Annotated in this window: 13 protein-coding genes; 4 read left to right on the plus strand and 9 right to left on the minus strand. The window is 70.9% G+C overall.

From position 1 onward, the window contains the following. Positions 1 to 273: 273 nt before the first annotated feature. The 5 genes from pgl to tkt are packed head-to-tail and all read right to left on the minus strand — an operon-like array spanning position 274 to position 7104. Positions 274 to 1056 carry a 6-phosphogluconolactonase gene (pgl, locus tag AQJ67_RS14930; RefSeq protein ID WP_062719190.1) on the minus strand — a complete coding sequence of 261 codons (783 nt, stop codon included), beginning with the start codon at positions 1054 to 1056 and terminating at the stop codon, positions 274 to 276. Next, positions 1053 to 2306: a glucose-6-phosphate dehydrogenase assembly protein OpcA gene (gene opcA / locus AQJ67_RS14935; RefSeq protein ID WP_062719191.1), complete on the minus strand. Its 1254-nt coding sequence runs from the start codon at positions 2304 to 2306 to the stop codon at positions 1053 to 1055. Before opcA ends, pgl begins: the two co-directional genes overlap by 4 nt. Next, the gene (gene zwf, locus AQJ67_RS14940) at positions 2303 to 3841 is read right to left on the minus strand and encodes a glucose-6-phosphate dehydrogenase (RefSeq protein ID WP_062719192.1); all 1539 of its coding nucleotides are present in this window, start codon (positions 3839 to 3841) and stop codon (positions 2303 to 2305) included. The genes opcA and zwf overlap by 4 nt, the downstream gene beginning before the upstream one ends. 4 nt (positions 3842 to 3845) lie before the next feature. After that, positions 3846 to 4964, minus strand: coding sequence for a transaldolase (tal, locus tag AQJ67_RS14945; protein WP_062719193.1), 1119 nt, complete (start codon positions 4962 to 4964; stop codon positions 3846 to 3848). A gap of 34 nt (positions 4965 to 4998) precedes the next feature. Then, complete coding sequence (gene tkt, locus AQJ67_RS14950) at positions 4999 to 7104, minus strand: transketolase (protein ID WP_062719194.1); 2106 nt, start codon at positions 7102 to 7104, stop codon at positions 4999 to 5001. Positions 7105 to 7466: 362 nt separating this feature from the next. Here tkt and AQJ67_RS14955 point away from each other — a divergent pair, with 362 nt between their 5' ends. The 4 genes from AQJ67_RS14955 to AQJ67_RS14970 all read left to right on the plus strand — a co-directional run bounded on the left by AQJ67_RS14955 (position 7467) and on the right by AQJ67_RS14970 (position 10849). Further along, positions 7467 to 8435 (plus strand): heme o synthase, encoded by a 969-nt coding sequence (locus tag AQJ67_RS14955; RefSeq protein WP_208614961.1) that lies wholly within the window; start codon positions 7467 to 7469, stop codon positions 8433 to 8435. 98 nt (positions 8436 to 8533) lie between these two features. Next, positions 8534 to 8824 carry a hypothetical protein gene (locus tag AQJ67_RS14960; protein ID WP_062719196.1) on the plus strand — a complete coding sequence of 97 codons (291 nt, stop codon included), beginning with the start codon at positions 8534 to 8536 and terminating at the stop codon, positions 8822 to 8824. A 159-nt stretch (positions 8825 to 8983) separates the two neighbouring features. Next, positions 8984 to 10090, plus strand: coding sequence for an amidohydrolase family protein (locus AQJ67_RS14965; RefSeq protein WP_062719197.1), 1107 nt, complete (start codon positions 8984 to 8986; stop codon positions 10088 to 10090). 18 nt (positions 10091 to 10108) lie between these two features. Beyond that, positions 10109 to 10849, plus strand: coding sequence for a nucleotidyltransferase domain-containing protein (locus AQJ67_RS14970; protein WP_062719198.1), 741 nt, complete (start codon positions 10109 to 10111; stop codon positions 10847 to 10849). 1 nt (position 10850) lies between these two features. On the opposite strand, the gene AQJ67_RS14975 is transcribed toward AQJ67_RS14970, so the two are convergent. From AQJ67_RS14975 to AQJ67_RS14990, 4 genes are all read right to left on the minus strand, one after another. Continuing rightward, positions 10851 to 11843: a COX15/CtaA family protein gene (locus AQJ67_RS14975; RefSeq protein WP_425264157.1), complete on the minus strand. Its 993-nt coding sequence runs from the start codon at positions 11841 to 11843 to the stop codon at positions 10851 to 10853. A gap of 75 nt (positions 11844 to 11918) precedes the next feature. Next, positions 11919 to 12635 carry an ABC transporter permease gene (locus tag AQJ67_RS14980; RefSeq protein ID WP_062719374.1) on the minus strand — a complete coding sequence of 239 codons (717 nt, stop codon included), beginning with the start codon at positions 12633 to 12635 and terminating at the stop codon, positions 11919 to 11921. A 68-nt stretch (positions 12636 to 12703) separates the two neighbouring features. Then, on the minus strand, positions 12704 to 13627 hold the full coding sequence (locus AQJ67_RS14985) for an ABC transporter ATP-binding protein (RefSeq protein ID WP_062719200.1): 924 nt from the start codon (positions 13625 to 13627) through the stop codon (positions 12704 to 12706). A 45-nt stretch (positions 13628 to 13672) separates the two neighbouring features. Beyond that, positions 13673 to 14470, minus strand: coding sequence for an AAC(3) family N-acetyltransferase (locus AQJ67_RS14990; protein WP_062719201.1), 798 nt, complete (start codon positions 14468 to 14470; stop codon positions 13673 to 13675). Positions 14471 to 14590: the final 120 nt, after the last annotated feature.

Here is a 14590-nt window from a genome sequence, read left to right on the forward strand (position 1 = left end):
GACGGGGGCTCGTCCTCGAACGCCGGATGGGTTGAAAGATCCAGCCCCGGTCCGGCAAATTCAGCCCCTCCGGCGTTTGAGGAGCGGGGTCTGGGGCGGAGCCCCAGAAGGGGTGCGGGGCTGTGTCGATTTGCGGCTCCGCCGCGAGGGCGCGACCAGCCCCCGCCGGGCTGCACCCGAAAGACGACCCCGGGGTCGAAGGGGCGGAGCCCCTGGGGATGGGATGGGTAGGGGCGGCGGGGGCGAAAACAGACCCCCGTCGGCCCTAACCGCTCACGCCGACGCCGGCGGATACAGCGACCGAGGCAGCTGCGATGCCGCCGCCGCGTCCAGCAACCACAGCGTCCGGGAACGCCCGTACGCCCCGGCGGCCGGCGCCTGGATCTCCCCCGCCCCGGAGAGGGCGATAGCCGCGGCCCGAGCCTTGTCCTCGCCGGCCGCCAGCAGCCACACCTCCCGCGCAGCCCGGATCGCGGGAAGCGTGAGCGTCACCCGCGTCGGCGGCGGCTTCGGCGCCCCGTGGACGCCGACGACACTGCGGTCCGTCTCCCGTACCGCGGGAAGCTCGGGGAAGAGCGAGGCCACATGCGTGTCGGGCCCCACGCCCAGCATCAGGACGTCGAAGGTGGGCACGGATCCGTGGTTCTCGGGGCCCGCGGCCCTCGCCAACTCCTCCGCGTACGAGGAAGCGGCCGCCTCCACATCCGCGCCGAACGGCCCGTCCGACGCCGGCATGGCATGCACCCGCTTCGGATCCAGCGGCACAGAGTCCAGCAGGGCCTCGCGGGCCTGCGTGACGTTGCGCTCCGGATCGCCCTCGGGGAGGAAGCGTTCGTCGCCCCACCAGAGATCCAGCCGGCTCCAGTCGATCGCGTCCCGCGCGGGGGCGGCCGCGAGCGCGGCGAGGAGACCGTTGCCGTTGCGGCCGCCCGTGAGGACCACGGACGCGCTGCCCCGGGAGGCCTGCGCGTCCACGATCTTCGTGATCAGCCGGGCCGCCGCGGCCTGCGCCATCAGTGCCTTGTCGCGGTGCACGACCAGCTGCGGAGTACTCACTTCGCCGCCGCCTTCGTCACCGGTTCCTGCGCCTTCGTTTCCTTCGCGGACGCGGATGCCGCGGCTGCTTTCGCAGCGATCTCGGCGGGCGTTCCGACGGCTGCTCCTTTGGCCGGCGCCGGCGATCCCTCCCCGGCCCCACCCGCATCGGCCCCACGCGCATCGGCCCCGCCCGCGTCGGCCTCGCCCGCAGCGGACCCCTCGCCCTGGTCCGCGGGCGACTCCTCCGCCCTCGCCACAGCGGCCTCGGCCAGCGCCACGGCCTGCACGGCCTTCGCCACCGCCGCCTCTGCGGCCTCGGCGCCCCGAACCGCCGAAACCAGCCCGGAGTTCAGCCGCTCCACCCCGAACCGCAGGGCCGACGCGTACGTGTCGTCCGGGTCGAGCCGCCGCAGTTCCTCCGCGATCAGCTCGGCCGTCTCGCGCCGCTTCAGCGCCACACCGCGGTCCGGCTGGCCCTGGATGGAGAGGGTCGCCAGGGAGCCGTCCGCACGGTCCAGCGTGATCGGGCCGCAGTCGGTGTCCATACGCACCGCCGTCAGACCGGGGCCCGAGGACAGCGACCGCTTGACGGGGACGTCCAGCCGGTCCGCGAGCCACATCGCCAGCAGCTCACAGCTCGGGTTGAACTCCTCGCCCTCCACCTCGACGGCCTTCACCTCGCAGACCACCTGGTCCAGAGCCGCCGCGAGCATCGAGCGCCACGGCGTGATCCGGGTCCAGGACAGGTCGGTGTCGCCGGGGGTGTACGTGTCGGCCCGCGCCGAGAGCTCGCGTACCGGCTGCTCCGAGGCGTAGGTGTCGGTCACCCGGCGCTGGGCCAGCGCGCCCAGCGGGTCGTTCGCCGGGTCGAGCGGGGCGTTCACCGGCCACCAGACCACCACCGGGGCGTCCGGCAGGAGGAGCGGCAGGACCACCGACTGCGCGTGCTCGGACACCTCGCCGTACAGCCGCAGCACCACCGTCTCGCCGCTGCCCGCGTCCGCGCCCACCCGCACCTCGGCGTCCAGCCGGGACTGCGTACGGTCGCGGGGCGAGCGTGACACGCGCTTGATGACGACCAGTGTGCGCGAGGGGTGCTCGTGCGAGGCGTCGTTCGCCGCCTTCAGGGCGTCGTACGCGTTCTCCTCGTCCGTCACGATGACCAGCGTGAGCACCATGCCGACGGCCGGCGTGCCGATGGCCCGACGGCCCTGCACCAGCGCCTTGTTGATTTTGCTGGACGTGGTGTCGGTCAGGTCTATCTTCATGGCCGGCGCCAGCTCCGTCCGTCTCGCTCGAGCATTTCGTCCGCCTCGACGGGGCCCCAGGTACCAGCCGGGTACTGGGCGGGCCTGCCGTGCTGGTCCCAGTACTCCTCGATCGGGTCGAGGATCTTCCAGGACAGCTCGACCTCCTCGGTGCGCGGGAAGAGGTTCGAGTCGCCCAGCAGGACGTCCAGGATCAGGCGCTCGTACGCCTCGGGCGAGGACTCGGTGAACGACTCGCCGTAGGCGAAGTCCATCGACACGTCCCGGATCTCCATCGACGTGCCCGGCACCTTCGAACCGAAGCGGACCGTGACGCCCTCGTCCGGCTGGACGCGGATGACGATCGCGTTCTTGCCGAGCTCCTCCGTCGCCGTGTGGTCGAAGGGGGAGTGCGGGGCGCGCTGGAAGACGACCGCGATCTCGGTGACACGGCGGCCGAGCCGCTTGCCGGTGCGCAGATAGAAGGGGACGCCCGCCCAGCGGCGGTTGTCGATGCCCAGCCTGATCGCGGCGTACGTGTCGGTCTTCGAGTTGGCGTCGATGCCCTCCTCCTGGAGGTACCCGACCGCCTTCTCGCCGCCCTGCCAGCCGGCCGCGTACTGCCCGAACACCGTGTCCCGGCCCAGGTCCTTCGGCAGCCGTACGGCACCGAGCACCTTGGTCTTCTCCGCCGCCAGCGCGTCCGCGTCGAAGGAGGCGGGCTCCTCCATGGCCGTCAGGGCCATGAGCTGGAGGAGGTGGTTCTGGATGACGTCACGGGCGGCGCCGATGCCGTCGTAGTAGCCGGCGCGGCCGCCGATGCCGATGTCCTCGGCCATGGTGATCTGGACGTGGTCCACGAAGGAACGGTTCCAGATCGGCTCGAACATGGTGTTGGCGAAGCGCAGCGCCAGGATGTTCTGGACGGTCTCCTTGCCCAGGTAGTGGTCGATCCGGAAGACCTGGTCCGGGGCGAAGACCTCGTGGACGACCTTGTTGAGCTCCTCGGCCGACTCCAGGTTGTGCCCGAACGGCTTCTCGATGACCGCGCGGCGCCAGGAGCTGCTCGTCTGGTCGGCGAGGCCGTGCTTCTTCAGCTGCTGGATGACCACCGGGAAGGAGCTCGGCGGCACCGAGAGGTAGAAGGCGAAGTTGCCGCCCGTGCCCTGCGCCTTGTCCAGTTCCTCGATGGTGCCGCGCAGCCGCTCGAAGGCGTCGTCGTCGTCGAAGGTGCCCTGCACGAAGCGCATGCCCTGGATGAGCTGCTGCCAGACCTCCTCACGGAAGGGGGTGCGGGCATGCTCCTTGACCGCGTCGTGGACCTCCTGAGCGAAGTCCTCGTGGGCCCACTCGCGGCGGGCGAAGCCGACCAGCGAGAAACCCGGCGGCAGCAGACCCCGGTTGGCGAGGTCATAAACCGCCGGCATCAGCTTCTTACGTGACAAATCGCCCGTAACGCCGAAAATCACCAGGCCCGACGGCCCCGCGATACGCGGGAGCCGTCGGTCGGCGGCGTCACGAAGCGGGTTCGCTTCCGTGACGGTAAAGGGTGACAAGGGATCAGCCCTCCGAGGGGGCGAGGCGCTCCAGCTCTGCCTCGGTCGACTTGAGCAGGTCGTTCCAGGACGCCTCGAACTTCTCGACGCCCTCGTCCTCCAGCAGCTGCACCACCTCGTCGTACGAGATGCCGAGCGCCTCCACCGCGTCCAGGTCGGCGCGTGCCTGCTGGTAGGTGCCCGCGATGGTGTTGCCGGTGATCTCGCCCTGGGCCTCGGTGGCCTCCAGGGTGGCCTCCGGCATGGTGTTGACCGTGTTCGGCGCGACCAGGTCGTCGACGTACAGGGTCGGCTTGTAGGCCTTGTCCTTCACGCCGGTCGAGGCCCACAGCGGACGCTGCTTGTTGGCGCCCGCGTTCTCCAGCGCGCTCCAGCGGCCGTCGGAGAAGACCTCCTCGTACGCCTGGTAGGCGAGCCGAGCGTTGGCCACGCCCGCCTTGCCGCGCGCGGCCTTGGCCGCGTCGGTGCCGAGCGCGTCGATCCGCTTGTCGATCTCGGTGTCCACACGGGAGACGAAGAAGGACGCCACGGACTGGATCTTGGACAGGTCCAGGCCCCTGGCCTTGGCCTTCTCCAGGCCCGCGAGGTAGGCGTTCATGACCTCGCGGTAACGCTCCAGCGAGAAGATCAGCGTGACGTTCACGCTGATGCCGAGGCCGATGACCTCGGTGATCGCCGGAAGGCCCGCCTTGGTGGCCGGGATCTTGATCAGGGTGTTCGGGCGGTCCACCAGCCAGGCCAGCTGCTTGGCCTCGGCGACCGTCGCCTTGGTGTTGTGGGCCAGCCGCGGGTCGACCTCGATCGACACCCGGCCGTCCTGGCCGCCGGTCGCGTCGAAGACCGGGCGCAGGATGTCGGCGGCGTCCCGGACGTCCGCCGTGGTGATCATGCGGATGGCCTCTTCGACCGTCACCTTGCGGGCGGCGAGGTCGGCGACCTGCTGCTCGTAGCCCTCACCGCCGCTGATCGCCTTCTGGAAGATCGACGGGTTGGTCGTGACACCCACGACGTGCTGCTGGTCGATCAGCTCGGCGAGATTGCCGGACGTGATGCGCTGGCGCGACAGGTCGTCCAGCCAGATCGCGACGCCCTCCTCGGAGAGGCGCTTCAGTGCGTCTGTCATGGAAAATCAAACTCCTACGTCTCGTATATGAGCGTCAGCGCTGGGTCGCGGCGAGGCCCGTAGTCGAATCAAGCACAGCCCGTGCGACAGCAGCCACGTTCTCGGCAGTGAAGCCGTACTCCCGGAAGAGGACCTTGCCGTCGGCGGAAGCACCGAAGTGCTCCAGGGAAACGATGCGACCCGCGTCCCCGACGTACTTGTGCCAGGTGAGACCGATCCCGGCCTCCACCGCGACCCGCGCCCTGACGGCCGGCGGCAGGACGCTGTCCCGGTACCCCTGGTCCTGCTCCTCGAACCACTCCACGGACGGCATCGACACGACCCGCGTCGGCACCCCGTCGGCCTGCAGCTGCTCGCGCGCCTCGACGGCCACGTGCACCTCGGACCCGGTCGCGATCAGGACGACCTGGGCGTCGCCGCCCTCTGCCTCGAACAGCACGTAACCGCCGCGCGCGGCGTCCTCGTTGGCCTCGTACGTCGGCACACCCTGGCGGGTCAGCGCGAGGCCGTGCGGGGCGCCCTTGCCGAACTCCTTGGTCCAGCGCTTGAGGATCTCGCGCCAGGCGATGGCGGTCTCGTTGGCGTCGGCCGGACGGACCACGTTCAGTCCCGGAATCGCCCGCAGCGACGCGAGGTGCTCGACCGGCTGGTGCGTCGGGCCGTCCTCGCCGAGACCGATGGAGTCGTGCGTCCACACGTACGTCACCGGCAGGTGCATCAGCGCCGACAGCCGGACGGCGTTGCGCATGTAGTCGGAGAACACGAGGAACGTGCCGCCGTAGATACGGGTGTTGCCGTGCAGCGCGATGCCGTTCATCTCCGCGGCCATGGAGTGCTCGCGGATACCGAAGTGGATCGTGCGGCCGTACGGGTTCGCCTCCGGGAGCGGGTTGTCCGCCGGGAGGAACGACGACGTCTTGTCGATCGTCGTGTTGTTGGAGCCCGCCAGGTCGGCCGAGCCGCCCCACAGCTCCGGGATGACCGCACCCAGCGCCTGGAGGATCTTGCCGGACGCGGCACGCGTCGCGACGCCCTTGCCGGGCTCGAAGACCGGGAGCTTCTCCTCCCAGCCGGTGGGCAGCTCGCCCTTGCTGATGCGGTCGAACTCGGCCGCGCGCTCCGGGTTGTTGTCCCGCCACTGCTGGAACGACTTCTCCCACACGGCACGGGCGGCCTGGCCGCGCTCCAGGGCGCCGCGGGTGTGGCCGATGACCTCGTCGGAGACCTCGAAGGACTGCTCCGGGTCGAAGCCGAGGACGCGCTTGGTGGCCGCGACCTCGTCGTCGCCGAGCGCCGAGCCGTGCGCGGCCTCGGTGTTCTGCGCGTTCGGGGCCGGCCAGGCGATGATCGAGCGCATCGCGATGAAGGACGGCTTGTCGGTGACCGCCTTCGCCTGCTGGATCGCGTCGTAGATGGCGGCCGGGTCGAGGTCGCCGTTGGCCTGCGGCTCGACGCGCTGGACGTGCCAGCCGTACGCCTCGTACCGCTTGACGGTGTCCTCGGAGACGGCCGTCTCCGTGTCGCCCTCGATCGAGATGTGGTTGTCGTCCCACAGCAGGACCAGGTTGCCGAGCTTCTGGTGGCCGGCCATCGAGGACGCCTCGGCGGAGATGCCCTCCTGGAGGCAGCCGTCACCGGCGATGACGTAGACGAAGTGGTCGAAGGGGGAGGTGCCCTCGGCGGCCTCGGGGTCGAACAGACCGCGCTCGTAGCGGGCGGCCATCGCCATGCCGACAGCGTTGGCGACACCCTGGCCCAGCGGGCCGGTCGTCGTCTCGACGCCCGTGGTGTGGCCGTACTCCGGGTGGCCGGGGGTCTTCGAGCCCCACGTCCGGAACGCCTTCAGGTCGTCCAGCTCCAGGCCGAAGCCGGCCAGGTACAGCTGGGTGTAGAGGGTCAGGGACGAATGGCCGGCGGACAGCACGAAGCGGTCGCGCCCGACCCAGTCGGCGTCCGCCGGGTCGTGCCGCATCACCTTCTGGAAGAGGGTGTAGGCGGCAGGCGCCAGGCTCATCGCCGTACCCGGATGGCCGTTACCGACCTTCTGTACGGCGTCGGCGGCCAGGACGCGGGCGGTGTCCACGGCCCGCTGGTCCAACTCGGTCCACTCGAGGTCTGTGGTGGTCGGCTTGGTGCTCACCCTGGGTCAGGGCTCCTCTCCACATGTCGGTTGCCGGTGTCACGGGCACACGCCCACCGGCTGCCGGCGTTCTCGGCGTCGGCCGGCCGTTGTCGAGCCTACCCCCGGAAGTACGTGCGTTTTTTCGAGTCATTCCAGACTGCCGGGAGTCGCCGGGATGTGCCTCCCGACCGGGTCGTTCCGCATTCGGCAAGTGAATACGCAGCCGCTCATCCGGGTGCTCAATCGAGCTTCGGCGCGCCCGTCGGACGGTGCCCTCCAACACGACCCCACCCCCGCGAATGTCCGGGTCTGGGCAACGTCTACAGTGGCGTGGTACGCGCGAGCCTTTACCGGGACTTCACACGGGGAGGCTCGCTGGGATGTCTCTGTCAGGGGTGTGCGTGACGGCCGTTGAATCCCGTCCAGCGGGGATTATCGGGACGAGCCAGAGCCCGAGCCGGCGGCCGGTCAGGGCCCGGGTCATGGGGTTCGTGGCGCTGACGAAGCCGCGGATCATCGAGCTGCTGCTCATCACCACCGTTCCGGTGATGTTCCTGGCCGAGCAGGGCGTGCCCGACCTCGGTCTGGTGCTGCTCACCTGCGTCGGCGGCTACCTGTCCGCGGGCGGCGCCAACGCGCTGAACATGTACATCGACCGCGACATCGACGCGCTCATGGACCGCACCTCGCAGCGCCCGCTGGTCACCGGCATGGTGAGCCCGCGCGAGTGCCTGGCCTTCGGCATCACGCTGGCCGTCGCCTCCACGCTGCTGTTCGGCCTCACCGTCAACTGGCTGAGCGCCTGGCTCTCCCTCGGAGCACTCCTCTTCTACGTCGTCGTCTACACGATGATCCTCAAGCGCCGTACCTCGCAGAACATCGTGTGGGGCGGTATCGCGGGCTGTATGCCGGTGCTGATCGGCTGGACGGCCGTCACGAACTCCCTCACCTGGGCGCCGCTCATCCTCTTCCTGGTCATCTTCTTCTGGACGCCGCCGCACTACTGGCCGCTGTCCATGAAGGTGAAAGAGGACTACGCGCGCGTGGGCGTGCCCATGCTCCCCGTCATCGCCTCCAACAAGGTCGTCGCCAAGCAGATCGTCATCTACAGCTGGGTGATGGTCGCGGTGTCCCTGCTGTTGACGCCGCTCGGCTACACGGGCTGGTTCTACACCGCGGTCGCGCTGGCCGCGGGCGGCTGGTGGCTGTGGGAGGCGCACGCCCTGCAGAACCGGGCGAAGGCCGAGGTGACGGGCGGGAAGCTGAAGGAGATGCGGCTGTTCCACTGGTCGATCACCTATGTGTCGCTGCTGTTCGTGGCCGTCGCGGTGGATCCCTTCCTGCGGTAGGCGCCCCTGGGACACGGGGCCCTGAGCAGGGGCCCTGAGGCGCGGGTCACGCACCCCACCCGTCGCCATTCGATCTACTCGTCGGTAGCATCCTGGCCATGGCAGACAAGGTGGCCAAGCTGGCCAAGCAGATCAACGCCTTCGCGAAGTCCCACGGTGGCGCCGAGGCCCAGGTCGCGTACATCGGACAGCGCGGCGCCCGCATCGTGCTCGTCGGCGAGGACGGCGGCTGGGGCGACCTGGTGGCACCGACGTACGAGATCGCCGAGCAGGCGGTGGAGAAGGCCGGGATCACCCGCCACGAGTCCTTCGACGGCGAGTTCGCGGCAAAGGTGACGACGAGCGAGTACGAGTGGAAGAGGATGGCCGGTATCCAAATCGGCGGTTGAGCAGCGCCCCGTAAGGGGCGCGGGGAACTGCGCGATCAACCACATGCGACCTGTAGTCGCCAAATCACCGCACCACCCGAGCTCTGCGGCGCCACCTCCTCCCCGGTTCACCCGTTAGGACCTGTGAGAAGCACACGGTCCTGCTGACGGGGAGCCCGGATGATCGAAACGCCGTCCCTCGTGGACCAGTACTGCCACGGGGTGCTCAGAACAGAGCTGGGTCTCGGCACCTTCGAGGCCCAGCTGGCCCGCACCGAGGGCCCGCCCGCGCCCGGCACCACGCTCTTCGACACCCAGACCGGGTTCGCCGTACGCCGCTGGTGCCCGCCGTTACTCGGCCTGGAACCGCACTGCGCTCCCGCCCACTACCTGGCCAGACGTCGTGAGCTCGGCGTACTGGAGGCGGGCCGGCGGCTGCTGCGGGGCAGCGGCATCACGACGTATCTGATCGACACCGGCCTGCCCGGCGACCTCACCGGCCCCCCGGAGATGGCGTCCACCGCGTCCGCCGAGGTCCACGAGATCGTGCGGCTCGAACTCCTCGCCGAACAGGTCGCCGACACCTCCGGCACCGTCGAGTCCTTCCTGGCCAACCTCGCCGAGTCGGTGCACGGCGCGGCGGCGAACGCGGTGGCCTTCACCTCCGTGGCGGGCGTACGCCACGGTCTCGCGCTCGCGCCCGAACCGCCCGGGCCGGGAGAGGTACGGGGCGCGGCGGGCCGCTGGCTGGCCGCGCGCAGGGTCGGCGGCGAGCTGAGCGACCCGGTGCTGCTGCGCCATCTGCTGTGGATCGCGGTGGCCTCGGGGCTGCCGCTGCAACTGCACGCCGGGCTGGGGGAGCCGGGGCTGCGCATCGACCGTACGGACCCGGTACTGCTCACGGACTTCGTCCGGGCCACGGCCGGCCTCGGCACCGACCTGATCCTGCTGCACGGCTACCCGTACCACCGGCACGCCGCCCACCTGGCCGGCGTCTTCCCGCACGTCTACGCCGACTCCGGCGCCGCCCTCATCCGCACCGGCGCCCGCGCGGCCACGATCCTCGCCGAGATCCTCGAAATGGCCCCCTTCGGCAAGATCCTCTTCTCCAGCGGGGCGCAGGGCCTGCCCGAGCTGCACGTGGTGGGCGCCCGGCTCTTCCGCGAGGCGCTCGCCAGGGTGCTCGGCGGGTGGGTCGCCGAGGGGGCGTGGTCCCTGGGGGACGCGCAACGGGTGGCCGGGATGGTGGCGGCGGGCAACGCAAGACGGGTTTACGGGGTGGAGTGAGCTGTCCAGACTGGGCCCATGCCGACCGATGCCTTACTCGACCGCTTCCTGCACGAACTGACCGCACTGGAGCCCGTCGCCGTCTGGGCGCACGGGTCGCTCGCCGGCGGCGACTACCAGGAGGGCCGCAGCGACCTGGACCTGATCGCCGTACTGGAAGGCCCGCTGACCCCGGGCACCGTCTGGCGGCTGGCGAAGCTCCACGCCAGGCTGCGGGCCGAGCCGCTCGCGGCGCTGCTGCACTGCACGTACCTGACGCCGGACACGGCGGACGACGCCGGCCGGCGTCACCTCACCTGGGCGCACCAGGAGCTGTTCAAACGGACGGTGAGCCCGGTGACCCGGCGCGAGCTGCACGTCTTCGGCCGGGTGCTGCACGGGCGGGCGCCCGCCGGGCTGCTGCCGCCGGTGCGGGACCGTGAGCTCGCCGAGTTCGTCCTACGTGATCAGCGGGACTTCTGGCGGCCGGCCGTCGACAACGCCCCGCTGTGGACCCGCGATGTGTGGGTCGACCTGGGGACGATCACCTTCGCCCGGGCGAGCGTGACCCTGCGTGACGGCCGGCTGATCTCCAAGCGCGAGGCCCTGGACCTGCTCCCCGGCCTCGGGGCGCCCGCCGAGGTCGTCGAGGACATCCGCAGGCGCCGCTACGACGCCGCCGCGCCGGCGCCGACCGGCGCGTGGACGGCGCGCAGGGCCGGGCTGACGCGGGGCTACCTGGGACCGGCGATCGACGGGCTGGTGACGGCGTACGGCTGACTCACGCGCGCGTGCCGACCGCCGCCTCGGCCGCCGGGGCCGGGACCGCGGTCTCGTCGAACGGCCGTTCCCGCAGGGCCAGCATCACCCGCAGCACCGCGATCCAGGTCACGGCCGAGCCGAGCATGTGCAGACCGACCAGGATCTCCGGGAGGTCCGTGAAGTACTGGACGTAACCGATGACGCCCTGGGCGAGGAGGATCAGGAAGAGGTCGCGGGTGCGGTTCAGCGGGCCCTTCGGGGCGTCGACCGCCTTGAGGACGAACCACAGGGCGAAGGTCAGCGTGACCACGATCCAGGCCAGTACGGCGTGCAGCTTGGTGACCGTCTCCCAGTCGACCGGCATCCGCTCGACCTCGCTGGAGTCGCCCGCGTGCGGCCCGGCTCCGGTGACCACCGTGCCGACCAGGATCAGCAGCACCGACGCCCCGACCAGCACCCACACCAGCTGCTGCACGGCCTTGCCGACCAGCGGCCGCGGTGTGGCGTCGCCCTCCCGGGTGCGCTGCCACATCACGGTGGCGACCGCGATCAGGGCGGACGTCGCCACGAAGTGGGCCGCGACCGTGTACGGGTTCAGGCCGACCAGCACGACGATGCCGCCGAGCACCGCGTTGCTCATCACGATCCAGAACTGGGCCCAGCCCAGCCGGGTCAGACCGCGCCGGTACGGCTTCTCGGAGCGCGCGGCGATGATCGCCCAGCCGACGGCGGCGCACAGCACGTACGTCAGCATGCGGTTGCCGAACTCGATGGCGCCGTGCAGGCCCATCTCGCTGGTCGCGGTGAGCGAGTCGTCGGTGCACTTGGGCCAGGTCGGGCAGCCGAGCCCGGACCCGGTGAGCCGCACCGCGCCGCCGGTGACCACGATGATCACCGACATCACGAGTGCGGCGAGAGCCGCCCGTTGGACCGTCCTCGGGGTCGGGGTCCAGCGGGCGGCGATGAAGGCGAGCGGGTTGCGCACGGCCGCTACGGCGTCGGCGCGGGTCAGCTTTGGCACGCGCCCTATCGTAGGCGGCCGCTTGTGCACGCTTTCACGAGGGTCCCGCTCGGCCTGCCCGCCAGGTCACTCCCAGCGGAACCAGCGCCCGGCCGCCGCCAGCCCGACGACCGCCCACACGGCCAGGATCCCCAGGTCGCCCCAGGGCGTTCCGGCCCCGTGCTGGAGCACGTCGCGCAGTCCGTCGGAGAGCGCCGAGACGGGGAGCAGACCGAGCACGTCCTGGGCGCCGGACGGGAACTTGTCCAGCGGCACGATCACGCCGCCGCCGACGAGCAGCAGCAGGAAGACCAGGTTGGCGGCGGCCAGCGTGGCCTCCGCCTTGAGCGTGCCGGCCATCAGCAGGCCCAGCCCGGAGAAGGCCGCCGTGCCGAGGAGCAGGAGCAGCAGGACGGCCAGCGGGTTGCCGTGCGGCGACCAGCCGAGCGCGAACGCGATCCCCGTCAGCAGGGCGATCTGCAGCACCTCGGTGACCAGCACCGACACCGTCTTCGCCGTCATCAGGCCCCAGCGCGGCAGCGGTGAGGAGGCCAGCCGCTTCAGCACGCCGTACCGGCGTTCGAAGCCCGTGGCGATGGCCTGTCCCGTGAACGCCGTCGACATCACGGCGAGCGCGAGGATGCCGGGGGCGAGGAAGTCGACGGCCTCGCCGGAGCCGGTGTCGACGATGTCCACCGAGCTGAACAGGACCAGCAGCAGGGTCGGGATCACGACGGTCAGCAGCAGCTGCTCGCCGTTACGCAGCAGCATCTTCGTCTCCAGGGCCGCCTGCGCCGCGATCATGCGGGGGAGGGGGGCGGCACCCGGCTTCGGGACGTACGTACCCGTACCCGAACCTGTTCCGACGGCGGTCACGCGCGCAACTCCTTACCGGTGAGCTCCAGGAAGACGTCCTCCAGGGTGTGCCGTTCGACCGAGATGCGGTCCGGCATCACCCCGTGCTGCGCACACCACGACGTCACGGTCGCGAGCAGCTGGGGGTCGACCTTGCCGACGACGCGGTAGGAGCCCGGCGTGAGCTCCGCGGCCGTGCAGTCGGCGGGCAGGGCCTTCAGCAGGGACCCCACGTCGAGGCCGGGACGCCCGGTGAAGCGCAGGGTGTTCTCGGCGCCGCCCCGGCACAGCTCCTCCGGGGAGCCCTGGGCGATGACCCGGCCGGCGTCGATGATCGCCACGTCGTCGGCGAGCTGTTCGGCCTCGTCCATGTAGTGGGTGGTGAGGATCACGGAGACGCCGTCGGAGCGCAGGTCCCGGATCAGGTCCCAGGTGGCCCGGCGGGCCTGCGGGTCGAGTCCGGCGGTGGGCTCGTCGAGGAACACCAGCTCCGGGCGTCCGACGACGGCCATGGCGAGCGCGAGCCGCTGCTGCTGGCCGCCGGAGAGGCGGCGGTACGTGGTCCGGCCGCAGCTGTCCAGCCCGAGCCGCTCGATGAGCGCGTCGACGTCCAGGGGATGCGCGTGCAGCCTGGCGACATGGCGCAGCATCTCGTCGGCCCGCGCGCCCGAGTAGACGCCGCCGGACTGGAGCATCACGCCGATCCGGGGCCGCAGCTCGCCGGACTGTCTCACCGGGTCCAGACCAAGGACGCGCACCGTGCCGGAGTCCGGCTTCCGGTATCCCTCGCAGGTCTCCACGGTCGTCGTCTTGCCCGCGCCGTTGGGTCCGAGTACGGCGGTGACACCGGCCCGGGCCACCAGGTCGAGGCCGTCCACCGCGGTTTTGCCGCCGTACCGCTTCACCAGGGCCTGGACCTGGAGCACGGGCTCAGTTCGCATGGCTCCAGAGTCTAGGTACGGGGCGGGTAACCCGAACGGCCGGGTTCACATCTCCTCCGCGCGGGGCCGGTGTATCCCCAGCCACCGTTCGGCGTACGCCACCGCGTCCGCCAGCGGGAACAGCCGTGCGTCGGCCGCGCCCACCTTCCCGCGGACGACCGGACGGTCCCGCTCGAAGTCGTGACCCAGCTCGTCGAACCGGTCCGAGCTGATCGACACCTCGGTGACCACCTCCCAGCCCGCGGGCCCCGGACGTCCCACCTTCACCAGCGGCGTCGGGATCCGGTACTCGGCCAGATGGAAGCCAGTGCAGGCGTCGTAGCCGGCGCCGAGCAGCAGTACGCGCGCGTGGAGCGCCTCCAGCCGGGCCAGCGGGCTGCGCTCACCGAGCCGGCAGTCGAGGGCGTGGCCGTCCAGCACCTCGGCCGCGCGCGGGCCGACGGCGGCGAAGGAGGTCTGCGGGTGCGCGCTGCGCAGGGCTCCGGGCCAGGTCCGTACGGTTTCGGGGATGACGCCGACCCCGCGTGTGGGCGTGACCAGGGGGTAGTACGCGGGCATGGTGGCCCGGATCGCCTCCCACCACTCCTCGGGCACGGGCGGGTTGCTCCACACCGCCGGGTCGGACAGGTCTCCGCTCTGGCTGGGGACGACCAGAGTGCCGTCCGGGCCGAGGGCGTCGAGCAGACCTTGGACGACCGCCACGGGGCCTCCGCAGACCCAGCCGAGCGAGCTGAGCGAGGAGTGCACAAGGAGGGTTTCACCGCTTTGGACGCCCAGCTCGCGCAATTGCTCGCCGAGGGTGCCCCGGGTGACAAGAGGGCCGGTGGGAGGGGGTGCGGACATGCTTCGGGAGTGTTCCGGACGGGTCCGTACGACGCCACCGAATTGATCGATCAGAGATCATTTCCGCAGGTCAGATTAGGTAGACCTAAGTGACGCAGCGCACCGTCGAGGCGGCCGGGC

Source organism: Streptomyces caeruleatus (genome assembly GCF_001514235.1).
Classification (GTDB): domain Bacteria; phylum Actinomycetota; class Actinomycetes; order Streptomycetales; family Streptomycetaceae; genus Streptomyces; species Streptomyces caeruleatus.

Excerpts from the sequence above, each read along its gene's own strand:
- opcA (WP_062719191.1), bottom strand. The coding sequence starts at position 2,306 with ATGAAGATAGACCTGACCGACACCACGTCCAGCAAAATCAACAAGGCG.
- AQJ67_RS14970 (WP_062719198.1), top strand. The coding sequence starts at position 10,109 with ATGCCGACCGATGCCTTACTCGACCGCTTCCTGCACGAACTGACCGCA.
- AQJ67_RS14980 (WP_062719374.1), bottom strand. The coding sequence starts at position 12,635 with ATGATCGCGGCGCAGGCGGCCCTGGAGACGAAGATGCTGCTGCGTAAC.
- AQJ67_RS14965 (WP_062719197.1), top strand. The coding sequence starts at position 8,984 with ATGATCGAAACGCCGTCCCTCGTGGACCAGTACTGCCACGGGGTGCTC.
- AQJ67_RS14955 (WP_208614961.1), top strand. The coding sequence starts at position 7,467 with ATGTCTCTGTCAGGGGTGTGCGTGACGGCCGTTGAATCCCGTCCAGCG.
- AQJ67_RS14990 (WP_062719201.1), bottom strand. The coding sequence starts at position 14,470 with ATGTCCGCACCCCCTCCCACCGGCCCTCTTGTCACCCGGGGCACCCTC.
- AQJ67_RS14960 (WP_062719196.1), top strand. The coding sequence starts at position 8,534 with ATGGCAGACAAGGTGGCCAAGCTGGCCAAGCAGATCAACGCCTTCGCG.
- tal (WP_062719193.1), bottom strand. The coding sequence starts at position 4,964 with ATGACAGACGCACTGAAGCGCCTCTCCGAGGAGGGCGTCGCGATCTGG.
- AQJ67_RS14985 (WP_062719200.1), bottom strand. The coding sequence starts at position 13,627 with ATGCGAACTGAGCCCGTGCTCCAGGTCCAGGCCCTGGTGAAGCGGTAC.